This is a genomic window from Sphingomonas oligophenolica, assembly GCF_006438955.1.
In the GTDB taxonomy this organism is placed as follows: Bacteria; Pseudomonadota; Alphaproteobacteria; order Sphingomonadales; family Sphingomonadaceae; genus Sphingomonas; species Sphingomonas oligophenolica_A.
Map to the genome: position 1 here is coordinate 1 of NZ_RCZK01000007.1, position 21366 is coordinate 21366.

The following is a 21366-nucleotide window of genomic DNA, read 5'->3' on the forward strand; positions in this document are numbered from 1 at the left end:
CATCAGTATGGACGGCAAGGGCTGCTGGCGCGACAACGTGTTCGTTGAGCGCCTTTGGCGCTCGGTGAAATACGAGGAGGTATATCTGCACGCCTACGCATCGGTCCCCGAGGCCCGCGCCGGCATCGGCCGATACTTCGCATTTTATAATGGCATCCGGCCGCACTCAGCTCTTGGCGGCCGCACGCCCGACCAGATATACTTCGACCAGCCGCTTCTCGCAGCGGCATGATCAACCAGCGGCGATCCACTTATCCAAGCCGCGAGCCTGTGCAGACGACCGGAGCCACCTCTCCGAGCCGATCGAGTGGCTCACCGATAACGGGAGCTGTTACACCGCACGCGATACCCGCGCGTTCGCCCGCGACATCGGGCTGATCCCGCGCACCACGCCGGTCAGCAGCCCGCCGTCGAACGGCATGGCGGAGGCGTTCGTCCGCACGCTGAAGCGCGATTACGTCCGCGTGAACCCAAGACCGGATGCCAGGACCGTCATCGAGCAGCTGCCCGGCTGGTTCGCCCATTATAACGACGTGCATCCGCACCGCGCTTTGCGCTACCGATCACCCCGCGAGTTCATCGCGAAAACCTGCGAGGCTCTGTCAGGCCTTTAGGGGGCAACAACAGTCTAAGGCACGTCCGACTTTTTGTAGGAAAGCCTTACACATGTCTTACACACTTACACAAAACCTTACACAAAAATCCATTTTTTAGAATAAATCGCTTAATATCAAACACTTAAGGTAGTCTCGACCTACTCAAAATCCGGTTCCGAGAGGAGTGTGGGTTCGATTCCCACCGCCCGCACCATCGGTTTTCTTGGGTGGTCGAACCCCGTCGTGGCCATCGCCGGGCGCCGAAGTGCCACCAGACTCCTCTACTTCAGCGCCGCCAGCAGATCGTCGACGGCGACGTGCGCGAACGTCGTGAAACTGTCGGCGACGCCGTAGGGCAGCAGGAGTGTGCGGTCCTGAACCAGGCCGCCGCAGCTGTAGACAACGTTGGGGACATAGCCGTCGCGCTCCTTGGGGCTGGGATGGACCAACGGCAGCGCCATCCGGCCGAGCACCTTTGCCGGGTCGCGCTTGTCGAGCAGCGCGGCGCCGATGCAATAGTTGCGGACCGACCCGACGCCGTGGGTCAGCACCAGCCAGCCTTCGTCGATTTCGATCGGTGATCCGCAATTGCCAATCTGGATGAACTCCCAGAAATATTCGGGTGCGAGGATCACATCGCCGCCCTCCCAATGGGTGAGACTGTCCGAATAGAGCAGCCGCAGGTTCTCGTTGTCCTGTCGCCCGAGCATCGCATAGCGACCGTCGATCTTGCGCGGGAAGAGCGCCATGCCCTTGCCCGCAGCGGCGTCGCCGGTCATTCGGCGCAACGTCATCGATCGGAACCCGTCCGCCTCGAGCAACTCGCTGCGCGCGGTCGATCCGTCGTACGCGGTGTAGGTGCCAAGGTGGGATACGCGCCCGTCGTCATCGACGAAACGGCAGAGGCGGACATCCTCGACTCCGCGCGCCTGGCTGGCGGTGATGGGGAACAGGATCGATTCGGAGATGTCGCGACTGGCTTCGCAGTTCACGCGGATCACGCCATCCTCGAAGTCGTCGTGGCGCTCGATCCGCGGTCCGACCGCGATCGGGCTTGGTTCATCGACCACGAACCCCCCCGCGGGATCCCACAGTCCGGTGCGGAACGTGACCGAGGACAAATGGCCCTCGCCGATCCCGCGGAGCGACAGGATGAAGCGGATGCCGCCGTCCGGTACGCCGTCCTGATCGGGGTGTGCGATCATGCTGGGATTGAACAGTGCAGCGGACTCAAATGCATATTCTTCGGAGAAATACGCGCCGATCAACATGGCGCGGTCGAGATCGACCGAGGCGCAATCGCCGGTGTCCTTGATCTCGGCGAAGCGTCGCAACACGGTGTCGTCGGCGTCGTGGTGGCGATCGCGCAAGTTGGCCATGATCCGGGCGAGTTCGGCGTATAGCGCATCGTCGTCGAGCGATTTGATCCGGTCGGCGATCCGTTCGGGGCGAGACTTGACCTGGTCGTCGAATCCATCGGGGTCGGAAAGATCGAACGGGCGAATCACCGTCCGTGCCGCATCGGGGCGGAGGATCAGCGCGGAGTGGGTCATGATGTCGGTGCCGATTGGCATGCTTTTCTCCTGGGGCGGGCGCGCCAGCTCGATCACTGTACGATCGAGGCGCCGCGATGGTTACGCACGGATGGCGACGATCTCGATCGCGTCGTCGCGACCGTTGAAGGGCATGGCGTCCCCGACCTCCGCTCCGATCAGTGCACGCGCCAGCGGGGCGGAAAAGGCGATCCGGTCCGCCTTGGGATCAGCCTCGTCGTCGCCGACGATGTGGATCACGCGCGGCTTGCCCATCAGCCGGATGTCGACGATCGAGCCGAATCCGATGCTGCCGTCGGCGGGCGCGAGAGTCTCGGCCGCCGTCGCGCGCCGGGTCTTCCAATAGCGTAGATCGCGCTGGATCGGCTTCGCGCCGTCATCGTCCAATCCGGCCAATGCTGATTCGAGTGCGGCGATCCGCGCGTCGATCAACGCCCGACCGTGCGCGGTGACCAGATTGGGACCGGTCGGGATCGGGATTTCGAATTTGGGCTCGAGATGCTCTTCATCGCTATCCCGGCGAAACGCCACGCTCATCATCGCTACCTTCAAAACTGTGCCAGAGCCGGACAGGCGCGGCTTAACCTTCTTTGTCGCTGGTCGAAATCGTCAACAAATCGTTAAGCTCCATCATGACCAGACGATTAGTTCTTACCAACGAAGCCGCCCGCCATCCTTTCCGCGTGACGCTGCCCCCGCCGATCGTGGCGCGCGCGCACGCCAGCGACGACAACGACTGGAAGCTCTTCGCGCTGAGCTTCGCGGCCTTCTTCACCTGCTTCTATACGTTCATCTGCTAGTCGCAGGCCAGGTGAAGGCGCTGCGCCAGCCAAGCCGCGATCAGGCACATACCGGCAACGACGAACAGCATGTTTTCTGGGGAGACGCCAAGCGCGGTGATCCCAATCACCGCGAGCGCGCCGACGACCATCGCGCCTGAATTGACGACATTGTTCGCAGCGACCGTCCGCGCGGTGTGATCGCGGGTCACCGTCGTCGTCAGGAAGGCGTAGAGCGGCACCACGAACATGCCGCCGGTTACCGCGATCGCCAATAGCGACAGCATGATCGGAATCGCGCGTGGCTGCGCGACGAATTCGGTCCAGTCGTACAAATGCCCGGGTTCGGCGGGAATCCACAGCCGTACCAAGAGCGAGAACAGCACGACGCTGATCCCCATCGCGATCACCGAGGCGGGGGCATATTTAGCAGATATCTTGCCGCGCAGCAGCGTGTTGATGACGACCGAGCCGATCGCAATCCCGATCGACAGCGTCGCCGTGAACAGGCTCGCGACCTCCTGCGTCGTCGTGAGCACGTTCTTCACGAGCGGCGGGAAGATGATGATCAGCACCGCGCCGATCGTCCAGAAGAAGCTGATCGAGAGGATGGCGAGGAATAGCCGCGGGATGTGCATCGTCGCGCTGATCAACCGCCACGAGGCGGTGAACGGGTTCCAGTTGATCGTCAGATGGGGGCCTTCGCGCGGGGCGGGGGCGACCTCGCGGCCGCTGAACCAGCCGATCCCCGCGACGAGGAGCACCCCGATCGCGGCCGCCTCGACCGAAATATATCCGGCTAGGATCGTCCCGAACAGGATCGCGATATAGGTGCCCGCCTCGACCAGTCCGGTCGCACCCAGCACGTCGCGATTGGGCAGATGCTGCGGCAGGATCGCGTATTTGATCGGCCCGAAGAACGTAGAATGCATACCCAGCAGGAACACGCAGCCGAACATCATCACGATTCCGGCATAGCTGTGCCCGGACTGCGCGAGCATCAGCCCGCCCGCGCCGACGAGCATGATGCCGATCTCCGCCGTTTTCACGATGCGGATGATCCGCGCCTTGTCGTGGCTGTCGGCGAGTTGCCCCGCGAGCGCGGAGAACAGAATGAAGGGCAGCGTCGACAGGACGGTCGCGACGCCGTTGAACACCTGTTCGGTCGCGGGGTCGTTGAAGATGCGGTAGGTCGCGAACAGCACCATCGCCTGTTTGAACAGATTGTCGTTGAACGCACCGAGAAATTGCGTCGTGAACAGGGGCAGGAACCGGCGTTGCTTCAGCAACCCCAACGCATTCAACATGATCGCAAACGGCCTCGATCGTGGCAGTGACGCGGCGGCATAGCCGAGTGGCGCGGACAGCGCCAATGACAAAGCCGGTTCCACCGCGCGATGGTCGGGAGTAGGGGAAGGCGATGCTGACGCTTCCCAACCTGTTGACGCTTTCGCGGATCGTTGCGGTACCGCTGCTCGTCGCGCTGCTATGGTGGCCGCGGTGGGAGGCGGGATTCGGAATCGCCTTTGCGCTCTATTGCCTGATGGGGCTGACCGATTATTTCGATGGCTATGTCGCGCGCGCGCGCGGCACGGTGTCGAAGCTCGGCCAGTTCCTCGATCCGATCGCGGACAAGATCATGATCGCGGCGGTCATCCTGATGCTGGTCGGCACCCGCCACGACGATCTGGCGCTGATTACCGGGGTCAACCTGATCGCGGCGCTGATCATCCTGCTCCGCGAGATCGCGGTGTCGGGGTTGCGCGAATTCCTCGCCGGGCTGCAGGTGTCGCTGCCGGTGTCGAAGCTCGCCAAATGGAAGACGACGTTGCAGCTCGTCGCGTTCGGGGCGTTGATCCTGGCGGGCGCATTGCCCGCGATTTGGTGGGTCAAGTCGGTCGGACTCGTCTGCCTGTGGGGCGCGGCGGTGCTGACGTTGATCACCGGCTGGGATTATCTCCGCGCCGGTCTGCGGCACATGGATTGACGCGATGCGGGTACGATTGCTCTATTTCGCCTGGGTGCGCGAACGGATCGGACGGGGCGAGGAGGACGTCGATCCACCCGCGTCGCTCGCCAGCGTCGCGGATTTGGTCGATTGGCTTGCGACGACGCGCGGCGCGGGTTATGCCGAGGCATTCGGGGATCGCCATCGGTTGCGCGCCGCGGTCGACCAGCGGTTTGTGCCGCTGACCGCGGCGATTGGCGCTGCGCGCGAGATCGCGCTCTTTCCGCCGGTAACGGGCGGATGATCCGGATCGCGGTCGGGCCGGAGCCGATCGACATTGCCGCGGAAATGGAACTGGTCGAGGCCGGGGAGAACGGCGCGGTCGCGACGTTTACCGGGTTGGTGCGCAGCGACGACGGGGTTTCGACGCTGGAGCTAGAGCATTATCCGGGTGCGACCGAGGCCGCGCTGGCGGAGGTAGCGGCGGCGGCAACCGAGCGATGGTCGCTGGCAGCGGCGACGATCGTCCATCGGGTCGGCCCCATGCGCCCGGGCGAGCGGATCGTGTTCGTCGCGACCGCCGCGGCGCATCGCGGCGCCGCGCTGGACGCGTGTGCCTATCTTATCGATCGGCTCAAAACCGACGCGCCGTTCTGGAAGCGCGAAACGCGCGGAGCCGAGCCGCGGTGGGTGGAAGCGCGCGCCGCGGACGATCAGGCCGCGGCGCGCTGGAGTGTCGATTAGCCGAGCGTCGGGATCAGCACGCCGTTGACGACGTGGACCATGCCGTTCGACTGGCGCACGTCGGCGGTCTGGATGAAACTGACATTGCCGGTCGCGCTGGTCAGTTTGACCGCGCTGCCTTCCATCGTGGCGGTGATCGGCTGGCCCGCCACGGTCGTCAGCGTCGCGGAACCGCCGCCATCCTTGATCATCTTCATCAGCATCGCCGACGTGATCGTGCCGGGAACGACGTGATAGGTCAGGACCTTGACCAGCGACGCCTTGTTCTCGGGCTTCAACAGCGTGTCGACCGTACCGGGGGCGAGCAGGCCGAACGCGTCGTTGGTCGGGGCGAAGACGGTGAAGGGGCCAGGCCCGGACAGCGTGTCGACGAGCCCCGCGGCCTTCACCGCGGCGACCAGCGTCGTGAGATTCGGCGCGGCGGAAGCGTTCTCGACGATCGTCTTGGTCTGGATCATCGCGGCACCCCCGACGGTGGGGTTGCCCGCGGGGGTCATCGTCGACGCCTTGGTGCTGGCACTCGTGTTGCTCGACATCGACGCAGGCGCGGCCATGTCGTCGTTCATCGTGCTGCAGCCAGCCAGCGCGAGCGCGGCAGCGGCGGTCGTGATCAAAAAGGGCGCGCGAGTCATCGAATATCTCCTGGTGGTGGTTCGGGTCTTGCGGGAGATACGGTTCACACCCGGAATAGTTTCAGTTCGGCCCTTGTCGCGGTGCCGTCGCCGAGATCAGCGCGCTGCCGCCAGCGCGGTGGCGAGCAGCTGGAAATCGCGTTCGCGCGGGCTTGCACGCCGCCATACCAGCGCGATCCGGCGCACCGCGTTGGCGGCGTCGAGCGGGCGCGCCTCGATCCCGGTATGATCGAGGATGCCCGCCTCGATTGCCATTTCGGGCAGCATCGTCATGCCCAATCCATTGTCGACCATCTGGACGATGGTATGGAGCGAGGTGCCCATCATCGTCGCCTCGGCGCGCAATTCGGGTCGGTTGCACGCGGCCAGCGCATGATCCTTGAGGCAATGCCCATCCTCGAGTAGCAGCAGCCGACTCTCGTCGATCGCCGCTGCAGGGATCATCGGCGCGGGGTTCGCCATGTCGGCGGGCAGGTAGGCGACGAACAACCGGTCCTCGAACAATGTCGCGCTCGCGATGTCGCCGCAGGAATAGGGGAGCGCGAGCAGCACGCAATCGGTTCGCCCGCTGTGCAGGCCGTCGCACGCCGCGGCGCTCGGCTCTTCGCGCAGGAACAGGCGAAGATCGGGATAATCCTGCCGTAGTCGGGGCAGGATGCGCGGTAGCATGAACGGCGCGATCGTCGGGATCACGCTCATCCGCATTTCCCCCGATAGCGGGCGCCCCGCGGCGCGCGCCATGTCGCCGAGTTCTTCCGCTTCGCGCAGCACCCGGCGCGCCTTGTCCGCGATCCGGTCGCCGAGCGGGGTGAACCGTACGACGCGGCGGGTCCGTTCGACCAGCACCACGCCGACCAGCGTTTCGAGTTCGCGCAGCCCCGCCGAAAGCGTCGACTGGGTCACGAAACACGCCTCCGCCGCCCGCCCGAAATGACCGTGTTCGCGCAGCGCGACGAGATAGTGGAGCTGTTTCAGCGTGGGCAGATAGGTTGCGGCCATATGGACTCGTAATCGGTAAAGTCGATTTGTAGATGTTGATATTGTAATTCGGTTGATCAAAACACCGCGCGGTATAGGCCGAACAGGCTGGTGATGGTCAGGACCGTGCCTACCATTAGCAACAGCCGTTTGGGCCGCACGCGCTTTGCCAGCATCGCCCCGAACGGCGCGGCGACGACCCCGCCTATTAGCAGCCCCACCGTCGCGATGGTGAACGCCCGCCACCCCAATTGGGTGATGAAGGTAATCGAGATCGTGGCGGTCAGGAAGAATTCCGCGGTGTTGACCGTGCCGATGGTGGTTCGCGGCGAGGCACCCTGGAATAGTAGATTGCTGGTGACCACCGCCCCCCAGCCGCCGCCCCCCGCGGCGTCGAGGAAGCCGCCGATAAACCCGAGCGGCTCGACGACACTCGGCTCGCGCGCCTGCGGCGGATAGCGCCATGCGCGCCAGAGAAGGTACAGCCCTATGGCGGCGAGATAGGCGAGGATAAAAGGCTTGGCGATACTGGCGTCGATGTTCGACAGGACATAGGCACCGAGCACTCCACCGACGACGCCGGGGATCACCAGCCGCATGAACAGTTGCCAGTTGACGTTGCGGTGCAGCGTGTGGCTGATCCCGGAGATTGCGGTCGTGAACGTCTCGACCGTGTGGACTCCCGCCGAAGCAGCAGCCGGGGGAACCCCGATCCATAGCAGCATGGTGTTCGAGATGACTCCGAACGCCATTCCCAACGCGCCGTCGACGACCTGCGCGGCGAAGCCGACGGCGACGAACGGGAGCAGGCTCGATAGATCGAAACTGGCGAGATCGGGCATGGATCGTCTCCGCTATCCATCCAGATGCTGACGCGCCGCGCTAATTCCTACAAGATAGATAGACTTTACCGAGCCGGTTTTGCGACCGAGTGCTCCTAGAATTCGCCAAACTGAATTCCTAGATCGTCGTTTCGTACGAGGGGAATGCCACATGGCAAGCCGGTTGATTACCTATCTCGATTCGATTCGCGCACGCGATCCGGCCCCGCATTCGCGCGCGGAGGTGCTCACCTATCCCGGCGTCTGGGCATTGGGCTGGCACCGGATCGCGCACCGGCTGTACCGGAGGCGACTGTTCCTGCTCGCGCGGATCGTGAATCATTTCGCGCGCGCGACGACCGCGATCGATATTCATCCCGGTGCGACGATCGGCCGCAATTTCTTTATCGACCACGGTTTCGTCGTCATCGGCGAGACTGCCCATATCGGCGATGACGTGACGATTTATCAGTGCGTGACGCTGGGTGGCACCAGCCCCGACAACGGCATCGCGGGCAAGCGGCATCCAACGCTGGCGGACGGCGTCATCATCGGGTCGGGCGCGCAGGTGCTTGGGCCGATCACGGTCGGCCGGCGGGCGCGGGTCGGCGCCAATGCGGTGGTGACCCGCGACGTGCCCGAAGGCGCGACGATGGTCGGCATCCCTGCGCGCGCGACCACGGTGGACGGCGGCATCGCGCCACCAACGCGCTTCGTTCCCTATGGTACGCCGTGCAGCGAGATGTTCGATCCCGCCACGCAGAAGGTCGAACTGCTGCGGTGCGAGCTCGAAACGATGCGCAAGCGGCTCGATGCGCTGCTGGAAGAGCAACGCGGCGCCGAGGGCGACGACGAGCAATATCGCGCCTGATGGGGACCGTTACGCCGTTTCCCGCCGCCCGCGGCCAGCCGTTGCAGATTGGCTTCGACCGCGCCGAACTCACCCGTATTCTCGACCTCTATGGCCGCATGGTCGCCGCCGGGCATTGGCGTGACTATGCGATCGAGCTTGGGGCGGACGCCGCGATCTTCGCCGCGTTCCGCCGTGCGTCCGAGCGCCCCGAAGTACGGATCGAGAAACGCCCGGCGCTGCGTAACCGGCAGGGGATGTGGTCGCTGACCGGTGAACAGGGGATGGTGTTGAAGCGGGGGCACGACCTCGGCCCGGTCCTCGCGCCGGTCGAGCGGCGATTGATGAAGATCGTCGAGAACTGAACGTCGCGGGGTGATCAGGCCGCGAGCGCGTCCGCGATCGGTGCCTTGAGCGTCAGCACCGCGATCGCGCCGCGGCCCTTGCCTTCGCTTTCCAGCCTGAGCGATCCCTCCATCGCGGTCATCGAATTGGCGCACCAATGGAGGCCGAGCCCACCGGACTTGTGCTGACGGGTCGAAAAGCCACGCTGGAACAGCGTCGCGCCGACATCGGCATCGAACCCTTCGCCGTTGTCGCGGAGCGTGATTTCGACCGCGGTGTCGGTTTCGCGGATCGTGACGTCGATCGAGCCGCTGTCGGACCCCGTTGCGCCGATCGCTTCGGCAGCGTTGCCGAGCAGGTTGCCGATCACCTGGCTCAGGATCACGCGGTTGGCGAGCGCGCGGTGGGGCAGGCCCGGGAAACTGAACGCGATCGACGCGCCTTGGGAATAGCGCGCGATCGACGCGTTGCGTGCGACGATTTCGCTGACGTCGACCAGATCGAGCGGGGGGCGTTCATGCGCGCTGGCCTGTTGCTGGCCGATGATTTCGAGGACATGCGCCATCGCTTCGCGCCCGACGTGGAGTTCGCCGCGCATCGCCTCGCGCCCCGCCACCTCGGCGGCGACGGCCGCGGCGACGAACGCCGCGAGCTTTTCGCGGCGCGCAGCGGGCATGTCGGCTTTGCCGAGTTCGATCACGGCGCGCTCGACGGTGACGCGATCGATCGGGGGGGGCTGTGCGATCCCTTGGCTGAGGATCGTCGAGATCGGGTTCAAGGCATTGCGGACATTGTGCATCACCGCGACCGCGCTTTCGCTGCGCCCGAGCGCGAAGCTCTGTACCTCGATCTGTTCGCGCAAATCCTTCAACTGCGACAGCATCGCGTTGAAACTGCGTCCGAGCGAGCCGAATTCATCGCTGCGCCCCTCGTCATCGAGCAGCGCCAGCGAACCCGAAACCCTGACCTTTTGCATATGCTGTTCGACCGACAGCAGCGGTGCGATCACCAGCCACCCCAGCGTCCGCCGCAGCACCAGCAGCACGATCAGCAGTAGCAGCGTCGATCCCGCGACCGCGAGCATCAGCATCCGGCGCCCGAGCAACGATATGTCGCGCGGGACGGTGAACCGCGCCGCGGCGACCGCATGGCCGTCCGCACCCAAGATCGGGACCGCGATCGCGGTGGTCAGGCGACCCTTGTCGACGATCTCCGTATCGGTAACGCGCGATCGGTCGATCGTCGCGTCCAGCTGGAGCAGCGCCGAAATCTGCTTCGAGGTGAATTCGCGCGCCATCAGCACATAGCCGCGCGGTCGACCGGTGCCGTCCGATCGACGGACCTGTGCGACGCCGATCGCGGCAACGACCGATCCCAGTCGCGCGTAAAAGCGCCCCGAATTGTCGGTTCCGACGACCTTCGCGAGATCGGTTCGCGCGATCGTGTCGATCAGCGCCGCGCGCAGATCGGCGCGCTCACCGCCAGTCGCGGGATCGTACCAGCGCGCGATCTGGATGCTGCCATCGGGGCGAACATAGGCCATCCCTTGGACCGCCAGGTTCGACATCGCGAGCGGCGAGAAGCTTTCCTGTTCGAACGCCGTGGTAGGCGCTGCCATGTACGCGTAGCTCTGCGTCCAATCGCCGTAATCGCGGACTGCGCTTTCGAGCTTGTTGGCGTAATCGGTCAGCGTGGCGCGGGTGCGATCGATATGCCCGGCGTTCGCATTTGCCTCCAATGCATTGAAGTTGGGGGTGATAACGAACGCCAGCAGCAACGTGATGCCGAGTGCGCCAGCGACGCCGACCGCGGTTAGGATCGCGACGAGCTTGCCCCCGAGCGATGTCGGCTGCAATCCCCGGCCCCGGGTGCGCGCCACGATCAGCCTTCCGTTCCGGTCGCGGCCTCCGGCACGATCGCGATTTCCTCGCCGCCGATGAAACGCTGCGTTGCCAGCGCGAGTGCTTGTTCGGCGGGTACGGGACGCGAGAAGAAATAGCCCTGGAGGTGGCTTGCGCCCGCGATCCGGAGCGATTGAACCTGCGCCTCGGTCTCGACGCCCTCGGCGATCACCTCGAGCCCCAGTGCGTGCCCCAGATGGATGATCGAATGGACGATCGCCGCGCTCTCGCGCTCGCGGCCCATGCCGTCGATGAAGCTGCGGTCGATCTTCAGGCTGTCGAGCGCGAACTTGCGGATGTTGTAGAGCGAGGAATAGCCGGTCCCGAAATCGTCGAGCGCGATCCGGAAACCCATCTGGCGCAGCTTGTAGAGCGTGTCGGCAGCACGATCGGCGTCATCGAAGATCGCGGTTTCGGTAATCTCGATCTGCAGCCGCGCGGGTTCGATGCCCGCATGCTGGACGCTCTGCATGATGTGCCCGACGAAATTGTGCCGACGAAACTGGCGCGGGCTGAAGTTGACCGAGACATATTGCCCCGGCCATTGCTTCAGCACCTCGAGCGCCTGGGCAAGGATCCAGTCGCCCAGTTCGTGAATGATGTTCGATTCTTCCGCGATCGGGATGAAGACCGCGGGGCTGATCGGGCCGTATTCCTGCGTGTTCCAGCGCACCAGCGCCTCGAATCCAACGATTTCGATCGAATCGCGCGACACGATCGGCTGATACACTAGACTGAGTTCGCCCTTCTCGATCGCACCGCCGAGGCCGTTTTCGATCCGGCGGCGAAAGCGGATGCCCTCGTCCATGCTTTCGTCGAACAGGCGGGCGATGCCGCGCCCGTTGCGCTTGGCATCGTTCAGCGCCAGATCGGCGCGACGCATCGCATCGATCGGATCGCAGCCGCCTTCGACGACGACGACCCCGGCGGACGCACCGCTCTGAACCGAATTGCCGAACACCTGGCGCGTCCCCGCGCACGCCGCGACGATGCGGTCGCAGGCCATCACCGCCGCCTGGTCGCCGGGGGTGTCGAAGAGGATGCCGAATTCGTCGCCGCCGAGCCGCGCGACGACCGCGCCGTCGGGGGCGGTCGCCTGAAGCGTCGCGCAGATATCGCGGATCAGCGCGTCGCCGGCGAGGTGGCCGAGCGTGTCGTTGACGGTCTTGAACCGGTCGAGATCGATCATCGCGGTCGCGAACATGCCCTCGCGCTTCACTCGATCCGCGAGCGCGCGGAGGAAGGCGAGGCGGTTGGGCGCATCGGTCAACGAATCATGCGTCGCCATGTGGATCGCGAGGCTCTCGTTCGCGGCGAGTTCGGCTCCCTGTTCCTGGAGCTGGATGACCTGGCGATCGAGCATCGCGCGCGTGGCGGCGAGTTCGCGGTCGACCTCCCACCGCTTCGCCAGTGCAGTCGCGGTCTGGACGATCTCCGCCACCTCGAACGGTTTGGCGATGTAGAAGATCTTGTCGGCTGGTCCTGCGACCTTGCTGATCTCGATTGGCGAAAAATCGGAATAGCCGGTGACGATGACGAGGTTGATCTCGGGATCGAGTGCGCGGATCCGCATCGCGGTTTCACGCCCATCGATGCCGGGGGGCATGCGGACGTCGATGAAGGCGACCGAATAGGGTGTCCCCGCGGCCAGCGCGGCTTCGACCGCGGCAACCGCGTCGAGGCCCTGGAGCATATGTGTCAGCGCGAATTCGGCGGTCTGCTCGACCGAATCGGGGGCGTCGTCGCCGAACAATTCGGCGGCCATCGTGTCGAGCGCGTCCTCGCTCTCGCCACGCTGGGGGGCGAAGCTGCGCTTATAGCTGTCGTGCATCGCCGGTTCGTCGTCGACGATCAGGATACGCTTGGCGTCATCGAAACCGCTCATGAACACATCTTCCCCTCGGATATCATTGCGAGGGCGTAAGCGAGTGCGGTTAAAAGCCCGTTAACGACGTGCGCTATCCGCGCTCGAGCGCCTGCGCCCCGAGCAGGATCGCGCCGAGCGGCCCGGCGTTGTTGCCGAGCGCGGGGGGCACGACGTAGCGCGACAACCCGACTTCGGGCAGCGGCACATAACCGGCGAGACTGTCGATCATCGCGGCGCGGACGCGGGGAAACAGATGACTGGTCCCGACCATCACCCCGCCACCCATCACGATCCGGCGCGGGATACCGGTGAGCACCAGCGTATGGAGAAGCTGCCCGAGACCGTGCGCCACGAGATCCCAGGCGGGGTGGTCGGCGGGCAGATGTTCGGCCCTGGTCCCGGTGCGCGCGGCGATGGCTGGGCCGGCGCAGAGCCCCTCGACGCAGCCGCCGTGGAACGGGCAATTGCCGATCCAGTCGTCCCCATCGATACGAACGGGGCGAATATGACCGAGTTCGGCATGGGTCAGGCCGTCGACCGGCTTGCCACCCGCGATCAGCCCGACCCCGATTCCGGTACCGACGGTCACATAGGCGATGTCGGCAAGGCCCTTGGCCGCACCCCATTTCGCCTCTGCCAGCGCGGCGCCGACGACATCGGTGTGAAACCCGACCGGCACCCCGAACCGGCGCTCGATCCGGCGGACGATATCGGTCCGCGACCAGCCCGGCTTGGGAGTCGCGGTGATGCTGCCGTAATCGCCCGCGTCGCGATCGATCGAGATCGGCCCGAAGCTGGCGATGCCGATGCTGGCAAAGCCGCTCCATCCCGCCAGAACCTGCTCGATCGCGGCCAGTGTTTCAGCGGGCGCGGTGGTGGGGATGCGGACTTCGTCCTCGATCGAGTCGGGGCCACGCGCCAGGATGCAATTGCACTTGGTGCCGCCCAATTCGATTCCCGCTACCAGCGGTGCGTCGGCCATCGGCGTGCCCTTTCCCTCGTGATCGCCAGCGACGCTACTCGACCGTCACGCTCTTGGCGAGGTTGCGCGGCTGGTCGACATCGGTGCCCTTGGCGACCGCAACGTGATAGGCGAGCAGCTGAACCGGCACCGCATAGACCAGCGGCGCGATCAGCGGATGGACCTTGGGCATGGTGATCGTCGCCATGCAGTTTTCGCCCGCGGCCTGGATACCGTCGTAATCGCTGATCAACACGACCTTGCCGCCGCGTGCCTGGACCTCCTGCATGTTGCTCACCGTCTTGTCGAACAGTGGCCCCGACGGCGCGATGACGATGACGGGGACGTTCTCGTCGATCAGCGCGATCGGCCCGTGCTTCATTTCACCTGCGGCGTAGCCTTCGGCGTGGATGTAGCTGATTTCCTTGAGCTTCAGTGCGCCCTCGAGCGCCAACGGATAATCGGTGCCGCGTCCCAGATACAGGACGTCGCGCGCGCCCGCGATGGTGTGCGCCATCGCGGCAATCGATTCATCATAGGCGAGCGCGGCGTTCAACGAAGCGGGAGCCTCGGCGAGATGGCGAACGATCGCGCGTTCGTCCTCGGGAGTCAGCAGGCCCTTGGCCTGCGCCAGATTGGTCGCGAGCGCGGCGAGGACCGCAAGCTGGCAGGTGAAGGCCTTGGTCGAGGCGACGCCGATCTCGGGGCCGGCGTGGGTCGGCAGCAGCAGGTCGGCCTCACGCGCCATCGTGCTGGTCGGCACGTTGACGACGACCGCGATCGTCTGGCCTTCGGCCTTGGCGTGGCGGAGCGCGGCGAGCGTATCGGCGGTCTCGCCCGACTGGCTGATGAAGAGCGCCAATCCACCCGGCTCCATCACCGGCGCGCGGTAGCGGAATTCGGATGCGACATCGATGTCGACGGGCACTCGCGCGAATTGCTCGAACCAGTATTTGGCGACCATCCCCGCGTAATAGCTGGTCCCGCAGGCGACGATAGTGACGCGCTTGATCGCGTTCAGGCTGAATTCGGGGATCGGCAGCGAGACGCGGCCTTCAAGCTGCTGGAGATACGAGCGGAGCGTCTGCGCGACGACGATCGGCTGTTCGTAGATTTCCTTGAGCATATAGTGCCGATGATTGCCTTTCGACACGAGCTCGCCGGTGATGCCCGAGATGGTGATCGCACGCTCGACCGGCTCGTTCGCCTGATTATAGACCTGTGGCCCGTCGCGCGTGCACACGACCCAATCGCCCTCGTCGAGATACGCGATCCGCTGCGTCAGCGGGGCCAGCGCAAGCGCGTCGGAACCGAGATAGATCTCAGCGCCATCGTCCGATTCAGCGCCGTAGCCGACGACGAGCGGCGAGCCAAGGCGCGCGCCGATCAGCCGGTCGGGATATTCGCGGAACAGGATCGCGAGCGCGAACGCGCCGTGGAGCCGTGGCAGGACGGCGCGCACCGCCTCTTCAGGGGATTTGCCCGCCTCGACCTGCTCGCTGACCAGGTGCGCGACCACTTCGGTGTCGGTTTCGCTCGTAAACACCCGACCGCGCGCGATCAGTTCGTCGCGGAGTGGTTTGAAGTTTTCGATGATGCCGTTGTGAACCACCGCGACATGGTCGGTGGCATGGGGGTGGGCGTTGCTCGTGGTCGGGCCGCCGTGGGTCGCCCAGCGGGTGTGCGCGATCCCGACGTTGCCGGGTAACGGATGCTCGCCGAGTTCCCTGGCAAGGTTGTTGAGCTTGCCCGACGCGCGCCGCCGCTCGATCGCGCCACCGACGACGGTCGCGATCCCGGCCGAATCATAGCCGCGATATTCGAGCCGCCGCAGCCCGTCGAGCAACCGCTCCGCCACGTCGTCGTTGCCCAGGATGCCAACAATTCCACACATGAGATGTCTCGTGAACTAAAGGGTGTAAGGGACGCGAATTCCCGGCATACCAACCGGGAAATCCTTGGTATTGCGCGTGACGAGAATGTGTCCGCGTAGTTGAGCCGATGCGAGAATAATCGCATCGGGTGATCGCAGCCGCTGTCGATCGCGCCGCAGCGTCGCGGCCCGTGCCGCGACTTCCGCATCGAGCTCGTCGACGCCAAACCCCGACAGGAATGTTTCGGCGCTCCTTAGCTGACCGACCGAACCCTTGGACATGACCTCGATCCACACCATTCGGCTGACCCAGACCCGAGCGCCGTTCTGCAATCCACGCCGAATTTCCTCCCGCGCCGGCTCGAACCCCATGAGCGCATCGATCAGGATGTTCGCATCGAAACTGTAGCTGGTCACCGGGCTTCTGGAATCTTGGGATCGGGATATTTCCCTGCCACCATGTCGAGATAAATCTGGCGTTGTCGATCATCCTCGGCATCGAACAAATCCGGAAATTCTGCCTTCACGTCCGCGTAATCGGCATCCCATGCGCGCGTCCACGATGCGCGTTCTCGCCGCTGCCATTCGACCGCCTCGCCGATATCGGTGCGGTCTTTCCACAAGCCGAACCCCGCATCGAGCCAATCCGTCGGCGCTTCGGCGCGATACGACGACACCGCCTCGCGCAGCACCGACGCACGCGACTTGCCCTGTTCGGCGGCGCGCGCATCCAGCCACTTGATATCCTCATCTGGAAGGTCGGCGAGAATGCGCGTCATGGCAGCGATGATATCACAGCCGTATATCGCGTCAACGGGCGGTCTTTTTCGCGGTCATCCTGTCGCGAAATCGTTTGGCCCAGCCGGGCTTCTCGCTTTGCGCGGGCCTGACGAGCGCGAGGGCATCGGCGGCGACGTCCTGGGTCACCACCGATCCCGCGGCGACGATCGCACCCGCGCCGATCGAAACCGGGGCGACGAGGGCGGAGTTGGAGCCGATGAATGCGCCCTCACCAATGCTCGTACAATATTTGAAGAATCCGTCATAATTGCAGGTAATCGTGCCCGCCCCGATGTTCGCGCCTGCGCCGACCTCAGCGTCGCCGAGATAGCTGAGATGGTTGGCCTTGGCGCCATCGCCGAGCACGGTTTTCTTCATCTCAACGAAGTTGCCGACCTTCGATCCGATCCCCATCACCGCGCCTGGGCGCAGGCGGGCATAGGGGCCGACTTCCGCGCGACGACCGATCGTCGCGCCTTCGATATGGCTGAAGGCGTGGATCGTCGCGCCGTCCGCGATCGTGGTGCCGGGTCCGAAGACCACGTTGGGGGCGATCATTACGTCGCGTCCGATCCGCGTGTCGTACGCGAACCAGACCGTAGCAGGGGCGATCAGCGTCACGCCGTCAGCCATCGCCTGGGTTCGCCGCGCGGCCTGCCAGCGTTCTTCGGCATAAGCGAGTTCGGCGCGACTGTTGATCCCGATCACCTCATCGGGGTCGGTTTCGACCACCACCGCGCGGTCGCCGTCCGCGATCGCGAGCATGACGATGTCGGGCAGGTAATATTCGCCCACCGCATTATCGTTGCCGACGCGTTCGAGCAGGGACCATAGATCGCGCGCGCGGACCGCGGTGACGCCGGAATTGCAGAGGTTTACCCCTCGTTCTTCAGTCGACGCATCCTTGAACTCGACCATCTTCGCGATCGTGCCGTCCCGATCCGCGACGATCCGGCCATAGGCCTTGACGTCGTCGGGGCGAAAGCCGAGCACCGCGACCCTTGGGGCGCCCGGCGCGTCGAGCCGCGCGGCCATCGCCGCGATCGTCTCGGGGCGGAGCAGCGGGGTGTCACCGAACGCGACGATCGCGATGCCATCGAAATCGGCCAGCGCGTCCTTGGCCATCAGCGCGGCGTGGGCGGTGCCGAGCTGGTCGTCCTGCGCCGCAATGATCCCGCCGAACGGCACCACCGCCGCCTCGACCTGATCGCGTCGTGCGCCGACGACAACGACCTGATGCGTCGCGCCCGCGACGGCAAAGCTGTCGATCAGGTGGAGCAGCATCGGACGCCCCGCGATCGGATGGAGGACCTTGTGCAGGTCGGATTTCATCCGCTTGCCCATGCCGGCGGCGAGGATGATCGCGGCGAGTGGTGTCGTCATACCTGGGGCGACTGCCACGAAAGAGTTGCCATTTCCATAGCCAGGCTGGCAGGCGCGTCGGCCATGGCGCCACATTCATCTGCTCGCACGCCCTTCGACATCGTCGGGTTCGACCTCGACGGGACATTGCTCGACACCAGCGGCGACATCACCGCCGCGGTCAACCACGCGTTGGCGAGCGCCGGACGCGACACGCTACCGGTCGAGCGGGTGCGGACGATGATCGGGGGTGGTTCGCGCCACATGCTCGCGCAGGGGTTGGCGGCGACCGGCGGCTGTACCACCGACGAACTCGACATGCTCCAACGACGATTGCTGGAGTATTATGCCGATCATATCGCGGTCGAGACCGCGCCATTCCCCGATTGCCTCGCCGCGCTCGATAGCTTGGCGGCGTGCGGCGTGCGGCTCGCGGTGGTCACCAACAAGACCGAGGCGCTCGCGAAAAAGCTGATCGCCGCCCTGGGTCTGAGCGAGCGGTTCGTGACGATCATCGGCGGCGATACGCTGGGGCACGGGCGGGGCAAGCCCTCGCCCGCGCCGATCCACGAAATGATCGCGCGGCTGGGCGGCGGCACCGCGGCGTTCGTGGGCGATTCGATTTACGATGTGGAGGCGGCAAAGGCCGCGGGGGTGCCCGTCGTGGCGTGCAGCTTCGGTTTCCTCGATCGTCCGGTCGCCGACCTGGGCGCGGATGCGATCATCGACGGGTATGCCGAGCTGGTGCCGACGCTGAAGCGGCTGGCGGCGCGCTAGCTTCTGCGCCACTTCGTCCACAGGTGACGCGCCAGCATCGCGGGGGGCATCCTCAGCCAGTGCGAGCGGACGTAGAAGCCGAATCGTGTCGCGGGCCGGGTCGCGCGACCCCAGCCGTCGCGCGCGAGCAGGCGGCGCTGGAACCAGGGGTCGAGCGGATCCCATCCGCGCCAACTTGCGGGTATTTCGGTTCCGAACAACGCGTGCGCTTGCCGTCCGCCACGCAGGACCGCGGGCGACAGGCCGTGATGGCGCGCCCTCGCGTCGAGCCCTGCGGTGCCGAATTCGTCGATCAGGCAGTGGATGTCCCACAGGTTGCGCAGCCCCCCGGAGAGGTCGCCGTCGGCCAACAGATGCGTCGCGGCATGAACGATCATGTCGGTGGGCGATAACATCGACAGCCCGTTGCCCAGCGGCACCGCGTCCGCGATCAGCGCTGCCGCGTCGGGGGACGAGCGCGCGGTCGGCGGAAGGATCGTATGATGGACGTCGATCATCCGGTCGCGCTCGCGATGGATCAGCGGGGGCAGTTCATGCATCCAACGGCGGTAATAGACGTCGTCATACGGATCGGGCTTTACCCATTCCCATCCCGCCGCGAGCAGCGCGGCCTCGACCGCGTCGAGCGAGGCGCGGGGCACCAGGATGTCGAGGTCGCCGATCGATCGCCCGCGCCCCGCGGACAGCCCCGCCGCGACATAGGCGGTGCCCTTGAGCAGCACGACAGGACAGCCGAGCGGCGTGAGCGTGCGGCGCGCCATCTCCGCCTCCCACAGCGCGATGCGGCGGCCCTGTTCGGCGGAACTACGCGCGTCGTCGAACAGTCGCGCGACGATTTCGGGAACGGGCAATCCGTCGAGTCGGTAGGCGAGCGTGCCCAGCAACTGTTCGGCGCGCGCCATGGCGATCAGCGCGGTCCAGTCGGTCTCCAGCGGCAGCGATTGCGGATCGCGCAGCGCGGCCACCAGGATCGACGCATCGGTCATGTTCGCGCCCACAGTTCTTCGACCTGACGGATCGCGGTCGCGCCGTCGGGATAGTCGATCGCGCGCGCCGGGATCGCGCGGACGAGCCCGGTCAGTGCGGCGAACCCCGCCTCGCCCAGCGCGACATAGTTGGTCGATGCCTGGGTCAACCGCACGAACGCTTCGCTCGCGGGCACCTCGCGCGTGTCGGCGGCGAAACCATGGCGGGGGAAGAGCAGCAACGCCGGGATCGCGGGTTCGTCCATCCGCGCGATCGCATCCACGGGGGGTACCAGGTGGCGAATGTCGCCTTTCGGCGTACCAGCGAGCAACGGCCCGAATCGGCCATCGGGCCACGCAGAAGTCGCGGCGGCGACGCTGGTGCCTTTCAGGCTGATGAGCCGCGGAAACGCGTGGATTTGCCCGGTCTCGCCATCGAGTAGCGCGAATTCGTCGCCCATGAAGCGCCAGCCGTGGGCGGCGAGCAGCGTGGCAAGCGTCGATTTCCCCGCCCCGGATTCGCCGGTCATCAGCAGCGCGCGCCCGTCGCGCTCGACGACCGAGGCGTGGAGCAACAGATGGCGTCGATGCCCGAGCGCGAGTTGGAGGTTCATTGCCATTTCCGCGGCAAGCAGCCCTTGCGATAGCGGCAGCGGCGCGGCCTCGGGCAGCATGTAATCGCCGCCGATCGTTACCGAGGGGCGCACCCAGCGCCGCCACGCGCGACTGGCAAACAGGCGGACGGTGTAGTCCGCGATGGGAGCGGTCGGATAATCGCGGTAAAGATCAGTCAGCTGCTCGATCGGCGCGCGCCAGTCCGATCCGATGCGGAATCCCACCGGCCCGATGCGGACGGACAGCGCGTGCTTCATGCAGGCGAGACGAGCCCGGATGCGATCAGTTCGTCAAGTCGAGCGCTGAGCGCAGCGCGATCAGGGTCCGCGAGTGCATAGTCACGCACCAGCGCAGCCATCAGCTCGTCCAGCGTCATCGGCGTGGTTAGCGTCGCGAGGATTTCGGGCGCGGGGGAGGCGAGAAGGTGGGTGATCCCCGAGGTGCGATGAAATAGCGCGGTGAAGTGATCGAGGTCGGTCGCGATCAGCGCATCGGCGCCGGGCGCGCGGTACCGCACCGAAATCAGCCGCGCGGCATCTGCAACGAGGCGAAGCAGGTGAAGCCGCCCTGGCCGCGCTGCAACCGGCGGATATAGTTGGTGTAGGCGCGGTTGCTCTCATAGCTCGTGCCGGGAAGCTGGTTCCCTGCCATCGCGCGTTTGACCTCTTCACCCTTGAATGGGCGTCCGGGCGGCGCGAACGCGCCTTTGGTGCCCGCAGCGACGACGCTGCCATCGTCGGCGATGAATCCGCCCGCATGACCCGCATCAGGTACCGGGATCTCGCAATTAAGCACCGATCCCGCAGTCTGTGCCAACGCCGGACGGATCGACACGACCGCGCCTGCGCCGATCGCGCCGAGTTGGAGCAGCCGACGGCGGGTCGGCACGCTGTCAGGCGGATCGTCACTGCCGCCGGTCACGTTCTGATCGGAATGATTCTGGTCGGTCATCGTCGCATCTATAGCAGGCGACCTTTCACAAAGCGTTAGTGCTGGCAAGCAGGTCAGCGTGCCGTTCC

The 21366-nt window shown here is 65.4% G+C and carries 25 protein-coding genes and 1 pseudogene; 9 read left to right on the plus strand and 17 right to left on the minus strand.

What is annotated here, in order from left to right:
• Both EAH84_RS09970 and EAH84_RS09975 read left to right on the plus strand, forming a co-directional pair.
• On the plus strand, positions 1–232 hold a 232-nt coding region (locus EAH84_RS09970; RefSeq protein ID WP_140871468.1), incomplete at its 5' end, for an integrase core domain-containing protein.
• Between the two features lie 58 nt (positions 233–290).
• Positions 291–614: pseudogene (locus EAH84_RS09975) on the plus strand (integrase core domain-containing protein); the annotation flags it as partial.
• A gap of 263 nt (positions 615–877) precedes the next feature.
• Here EAH84_RS09975 and EAH84_RS09980 read toward each other — a convergent pair.
• Positions 878–2170 carry a glycoside hydrolase family 130 protein gene (locus EAH84_RS09980; RefSeq protein WP_140871471.1) on the minus strand — a complete coding sequence of 431 codons (1293 nt, stop codon included), beginning with the start codon at positions 2168–2170 and terminating at the stop codon, positions 878–880.
• 60 nt (positions 2171–2230) lie between these two features.
• Positions 2231–2686, minus strand: a complete 456-nt coding sequence (locus EAH84_RS09985) for a GreA/GreB family elongation factor (protein WP_140871473.1) — start codon at positions 2684–2686, stop codon at positions 2231–2233.
• 95 nt (positions 2687–2781) lie between these two features.
• Here EAH84_RS09985 and EAH84_RS16100 point away from each other — a divergent pair, with 95 nt between their 5' ends.
• Positions 2782–2949, plus strand: a complete 168-nt coding sequence (locus tag EAH84_RS16100) for a hypothetical protein (protein WP_170209856.1) — start codon at positions 2782–2784, stop codon at positions 2947–2949.
• On the opposite strand, the gene EAH84_RS09990 is transcribed toward EAH84_RS16100, so the two are convergent.
• Positions 2946–4235: an MFS transporter gene (locus tag EAH84_RS09990; protein ID WP_140871476.1), complete on the minus strand. Its 1290-nt coding sequence runs from the start codon at positions 4233–4235 to the stop codon at positions 2946–2948. The two genes, EAH84_RS16100 and EAH84_RS09990, sit on opposite strands and share 4 nt — an antisense overlap.
• 113 nt (positions 4236–4348) lie before the next feature.
• Here EAH84_RS09990 and pgsA point away from each other — a divergent pair, with 113 nt between their 5' ends.
• Genes pgsA through EAH84_RS10005 form a run of 3 tightly spaced genes read left to right on the plus strand, consistent with a single transcriptional unit; the run spans position 4349 to position 5620 of the window.
• Positions 4349–4915, plus strand: a complete 567-nt coding sequence (gene pgsA / locus EAH84_RS09995; protein WP_140871479.1) for a CDP-diacylglycerol--glycerol-3-phosphate 3-phosphatidyltransferase — start codon at positions 4349–4351, stop codon at positions 4913–4915.
• A 4-nt stretch (positions 4916–4919) separates the two neighbouring features.
• Entirely contained in the window at positions 4920–5180 is a 261-nt protein-coding gene (gene moaD, locus EAH84_RS10000) for a molybdopterin converting factor subunit 1 (RefSeq protein ID WP_140871482.1), read from the plus strand.
• Entirely contained in the window at positions 5177–5620 is a 444-nt protein-coding gene (locus EAH84_RS10005) for a molybdenum cofactor biosynthesis protein MoaE (protein WP_140871485.1), read from the plus strand. Before moaD ends, EAH84_RS10005 begins: the two co-directional genes overlap by 4 nt.
• Here EAH84_RS10005 and EAH84_RS10010 read toward each other — a convergent pair.
• From EAH84_RS10010 to EAH84_RS10020, 3 genes are all read right to left on the minus strand, one after another.
• Positions 5617–6252, minus strand: a complete 636-nt coding sequence (locus tag EAH84_RS10010; protein WP_140871488.1) for a fasciclin domain-containing protein — start codon at positions 6250–6252, stop codon at positions 5617–5619. The two genes, EAH84_RS10005 and EAH84_RS10010, sit on opposite strands and share 4 nt — an antisense overlap.
• Positions 6253–6348: 96 nt before the next feature.
• Positions 6349–7251: a hydrogen peroxide-inducible genes activator gene (locus EAH84_RS10015; RefSeq protein WP_140871491.1), complete on the minus strand. Its 903-nt coding sequence runs from the start codon at positions 7249–7251 to the stop codon at positions 6349–6351.
• Positions 7252–7307: 56 nt separating this feature from the next.
• Entirely contained in the window at positions 7308–8072 is a 765-nt protein-coding gene (locus EAH84_RS10020) for a sulfite exporter TauE/SafE family protein (protein ID WP_140871494.1), read from the minus strand.
• Positions 8073–8223: 151 nt separating this feature from the next.
• Between EAH84_RS10020 and epsC the strand changes: the two genes are divergently transcribed.
• Positions 8224–8922, plus strand: a complete 699-nt coding sequence (gene epsC / locus EAH84_RS10025) for a serine O-acetyltransferase EpsC (RefSeq protein ID WP_140871496.1) — start codon at positions 8224–8226, stop codon at positions 8920–8922.
• Complete coding sequence (locus EAH84_RS10030) at positions 8922–9266, plus strand: DUF2794 domain-containing protein (RefSeq protein WP_140871499.1); 345 nt, start codon at positions 8922–8924, stop codon at positions 9264–9266. Before epsC ends, EAH84_RS10030 begins: the two co-directional genes overlap by 1 nt.
• 14 nt (positions 9267–9280) lie before the next feature.
• Here EAH84_RS10030 and EAH84_RS10035 read toward each other — a convergent pair whose 3' ends face one another.
• The 7 genes from EAH84_RS10035 to glmU all read right to left on the minus strand — a co-directional run bounded on the left by EAH84_RS10035 (position 9281) and on the right by glmU (position 18011).
• The gene (locus EAH84_RS10035; protein ID WP_241656548.1) at positions 9281–11125 is read right to left on the minus strand and encodes an ATP-binding protein; all 1845 of its coding nucleotides are present in this window, start codon (positions 11123–11125) and stop codon (positions 9281–9283) included.
• Between the two features lie 2 nt (positions 11126–11127).
• The gene (locus tag EAH84_RS10040; protein WP_140871505.1) at positions 11128–13032 is read right to left on the minus strand and encodes a putative bifunctional diguanylate cyclase/phosphodiesterase; all 1905 of its coding nucleotides are present in this window, start codon (positions 13030–13032) and stop codon (positions 11128–11130) included.
• Between the two features lie 73 nt (positions 13033–13105).
• Entirely contained in the window at positions 13106–13996 is an 891-nt protein-coding gene (locus EAH84_RS10045) for an ROK family protein (RefSeq protein WP_140871508.1), read from the minus strand.
• 34 nt (positions 13997–14030) lie between these two features.
• Positions 14031–15869: a glutamine--fructose-6-phosphate transaminase (isomerizing) gene (glmS, locus tag EAH84_RS10050; protein ID WP_140871511.1), complete on the minus strand. Its 1839-nt coding sequence runs from the start codon at positions 15867–15869 to the stop codon at positions 14031–14033.
• 15 nt (positions 15870–15884) lie between these two features.
• Positions 15885–16265 (minus strand): type II toxin-antitoxin system VapC family toxin, encoded by a 381-nt coding sequence (locus tag EAH84_RS10055; protein ID WP_140871514.1) that lies wholly within the window; start codon positions 16263–16265, stop codon positions 15885–15887.
• The gene (locus EAH84_RS10060; RefSeq protein WP_140871517.1) at positions 16262–16627 is read right to left on the minus strand and encodes a ribbon-helix-helix protein, CopG family; all 366 of its coding nucleotides are present in this window, start codon (positions 16625–16627) and stop codon (positions 16262–16264) included. The genes EAH84_RS10055 and EAH84_RS10060 overlap by 4 nt, the downstream gene beginning before the upstream one ends.
• A 31-nt stretch (positions 16628–16658) precedes the next feature.
• Positions 16659–18011, minus strand: coding sequence for a bifunctional UDP-N-acetylglucosamine diphosphorylase/glucosamine-1-phosphate N-acetyltransferase GlmU (gene glmU, locus EAH84_RS10065; protein ID WP_140871520.1), 1353 nt, complete (start codon positions 18009–18011; stop codon positions 16659–16661).
• A gap of 63 nt (positions 18012–18074) precedes the next feature.
• Between glmU and EAH84_RS10070 the strand changes: the two genes are divergently transcribed.
• A complete protein-coding gene (locus EAH84_RS10070) occupies positions 18075–18767 on the plus strand; it encodes an HAD-IA family hydrolase (protein ID WP_140871523.1) in 693 nt (230 codons plus the stop codon).
• Here EAH84_RS10070 and EAH84_RS10075 read toward each other — a convergent pair.
• Genes EAH84_RS10075 through EAH84_RS10090 form a run of 4 tightly spaced genes read right to left on the minus strand, consistent with a single transcriptional unit; the run spans position 18764 to position 21298 of the window.
• Entirely contained in the window at positions 18764–19753 is a 990-nt protein-coding gene (locus EAH84_RS10075; protein ID WP_140871525.1) for a nucleotidyltransferase domain-containing protein, read from the minus strand. The genes EAH84_RS10070 and EAH84_RS10075 overlap by 4 nt on opposite strands.
• Positions 19750–20604, minus strand: coding sequence for an HprK-related kinase A (locus tag EAH84_RS10080; RefSeq protein WP_140871528.1), 855 nt, complete (start codon positions 20602–20604; stop codon positions 19750–19752). Before EAH84_RS10080 ends, EAH84_RS10075 begins: the two co-directional genes overlap by 4 nt.
• Positions 20601–20864 carry an HPr-rel-A system PqqD family peptide chaperone gene (locus EAH84_RS10085; RefSeq protein WP_140871530.1) on the minus strand — a complete coding sequence of 88 codons (264 nt, stop codon included), beginning with the start codon at positions 20862–20864 and terminating at the stop codon, positions 20601–20603. The genes EAH84_RS10080 and EAH84_RS10085 overlap by 4 nt, the downstream gene beginning before the upstream one ends.
• 5 nt (positions 20865–20869) lie before the next feature.
• Entirely contained in the window at positions 20870–21298 is a 429-nt protein-coding gene (locus tag EAH84_RS10090) for a hypothetical protein (RefSeq protein ID WP_140871533.1), read from the minus strand.
• Positions 21299–21366 lie beyond the last annotated feature (68 nt).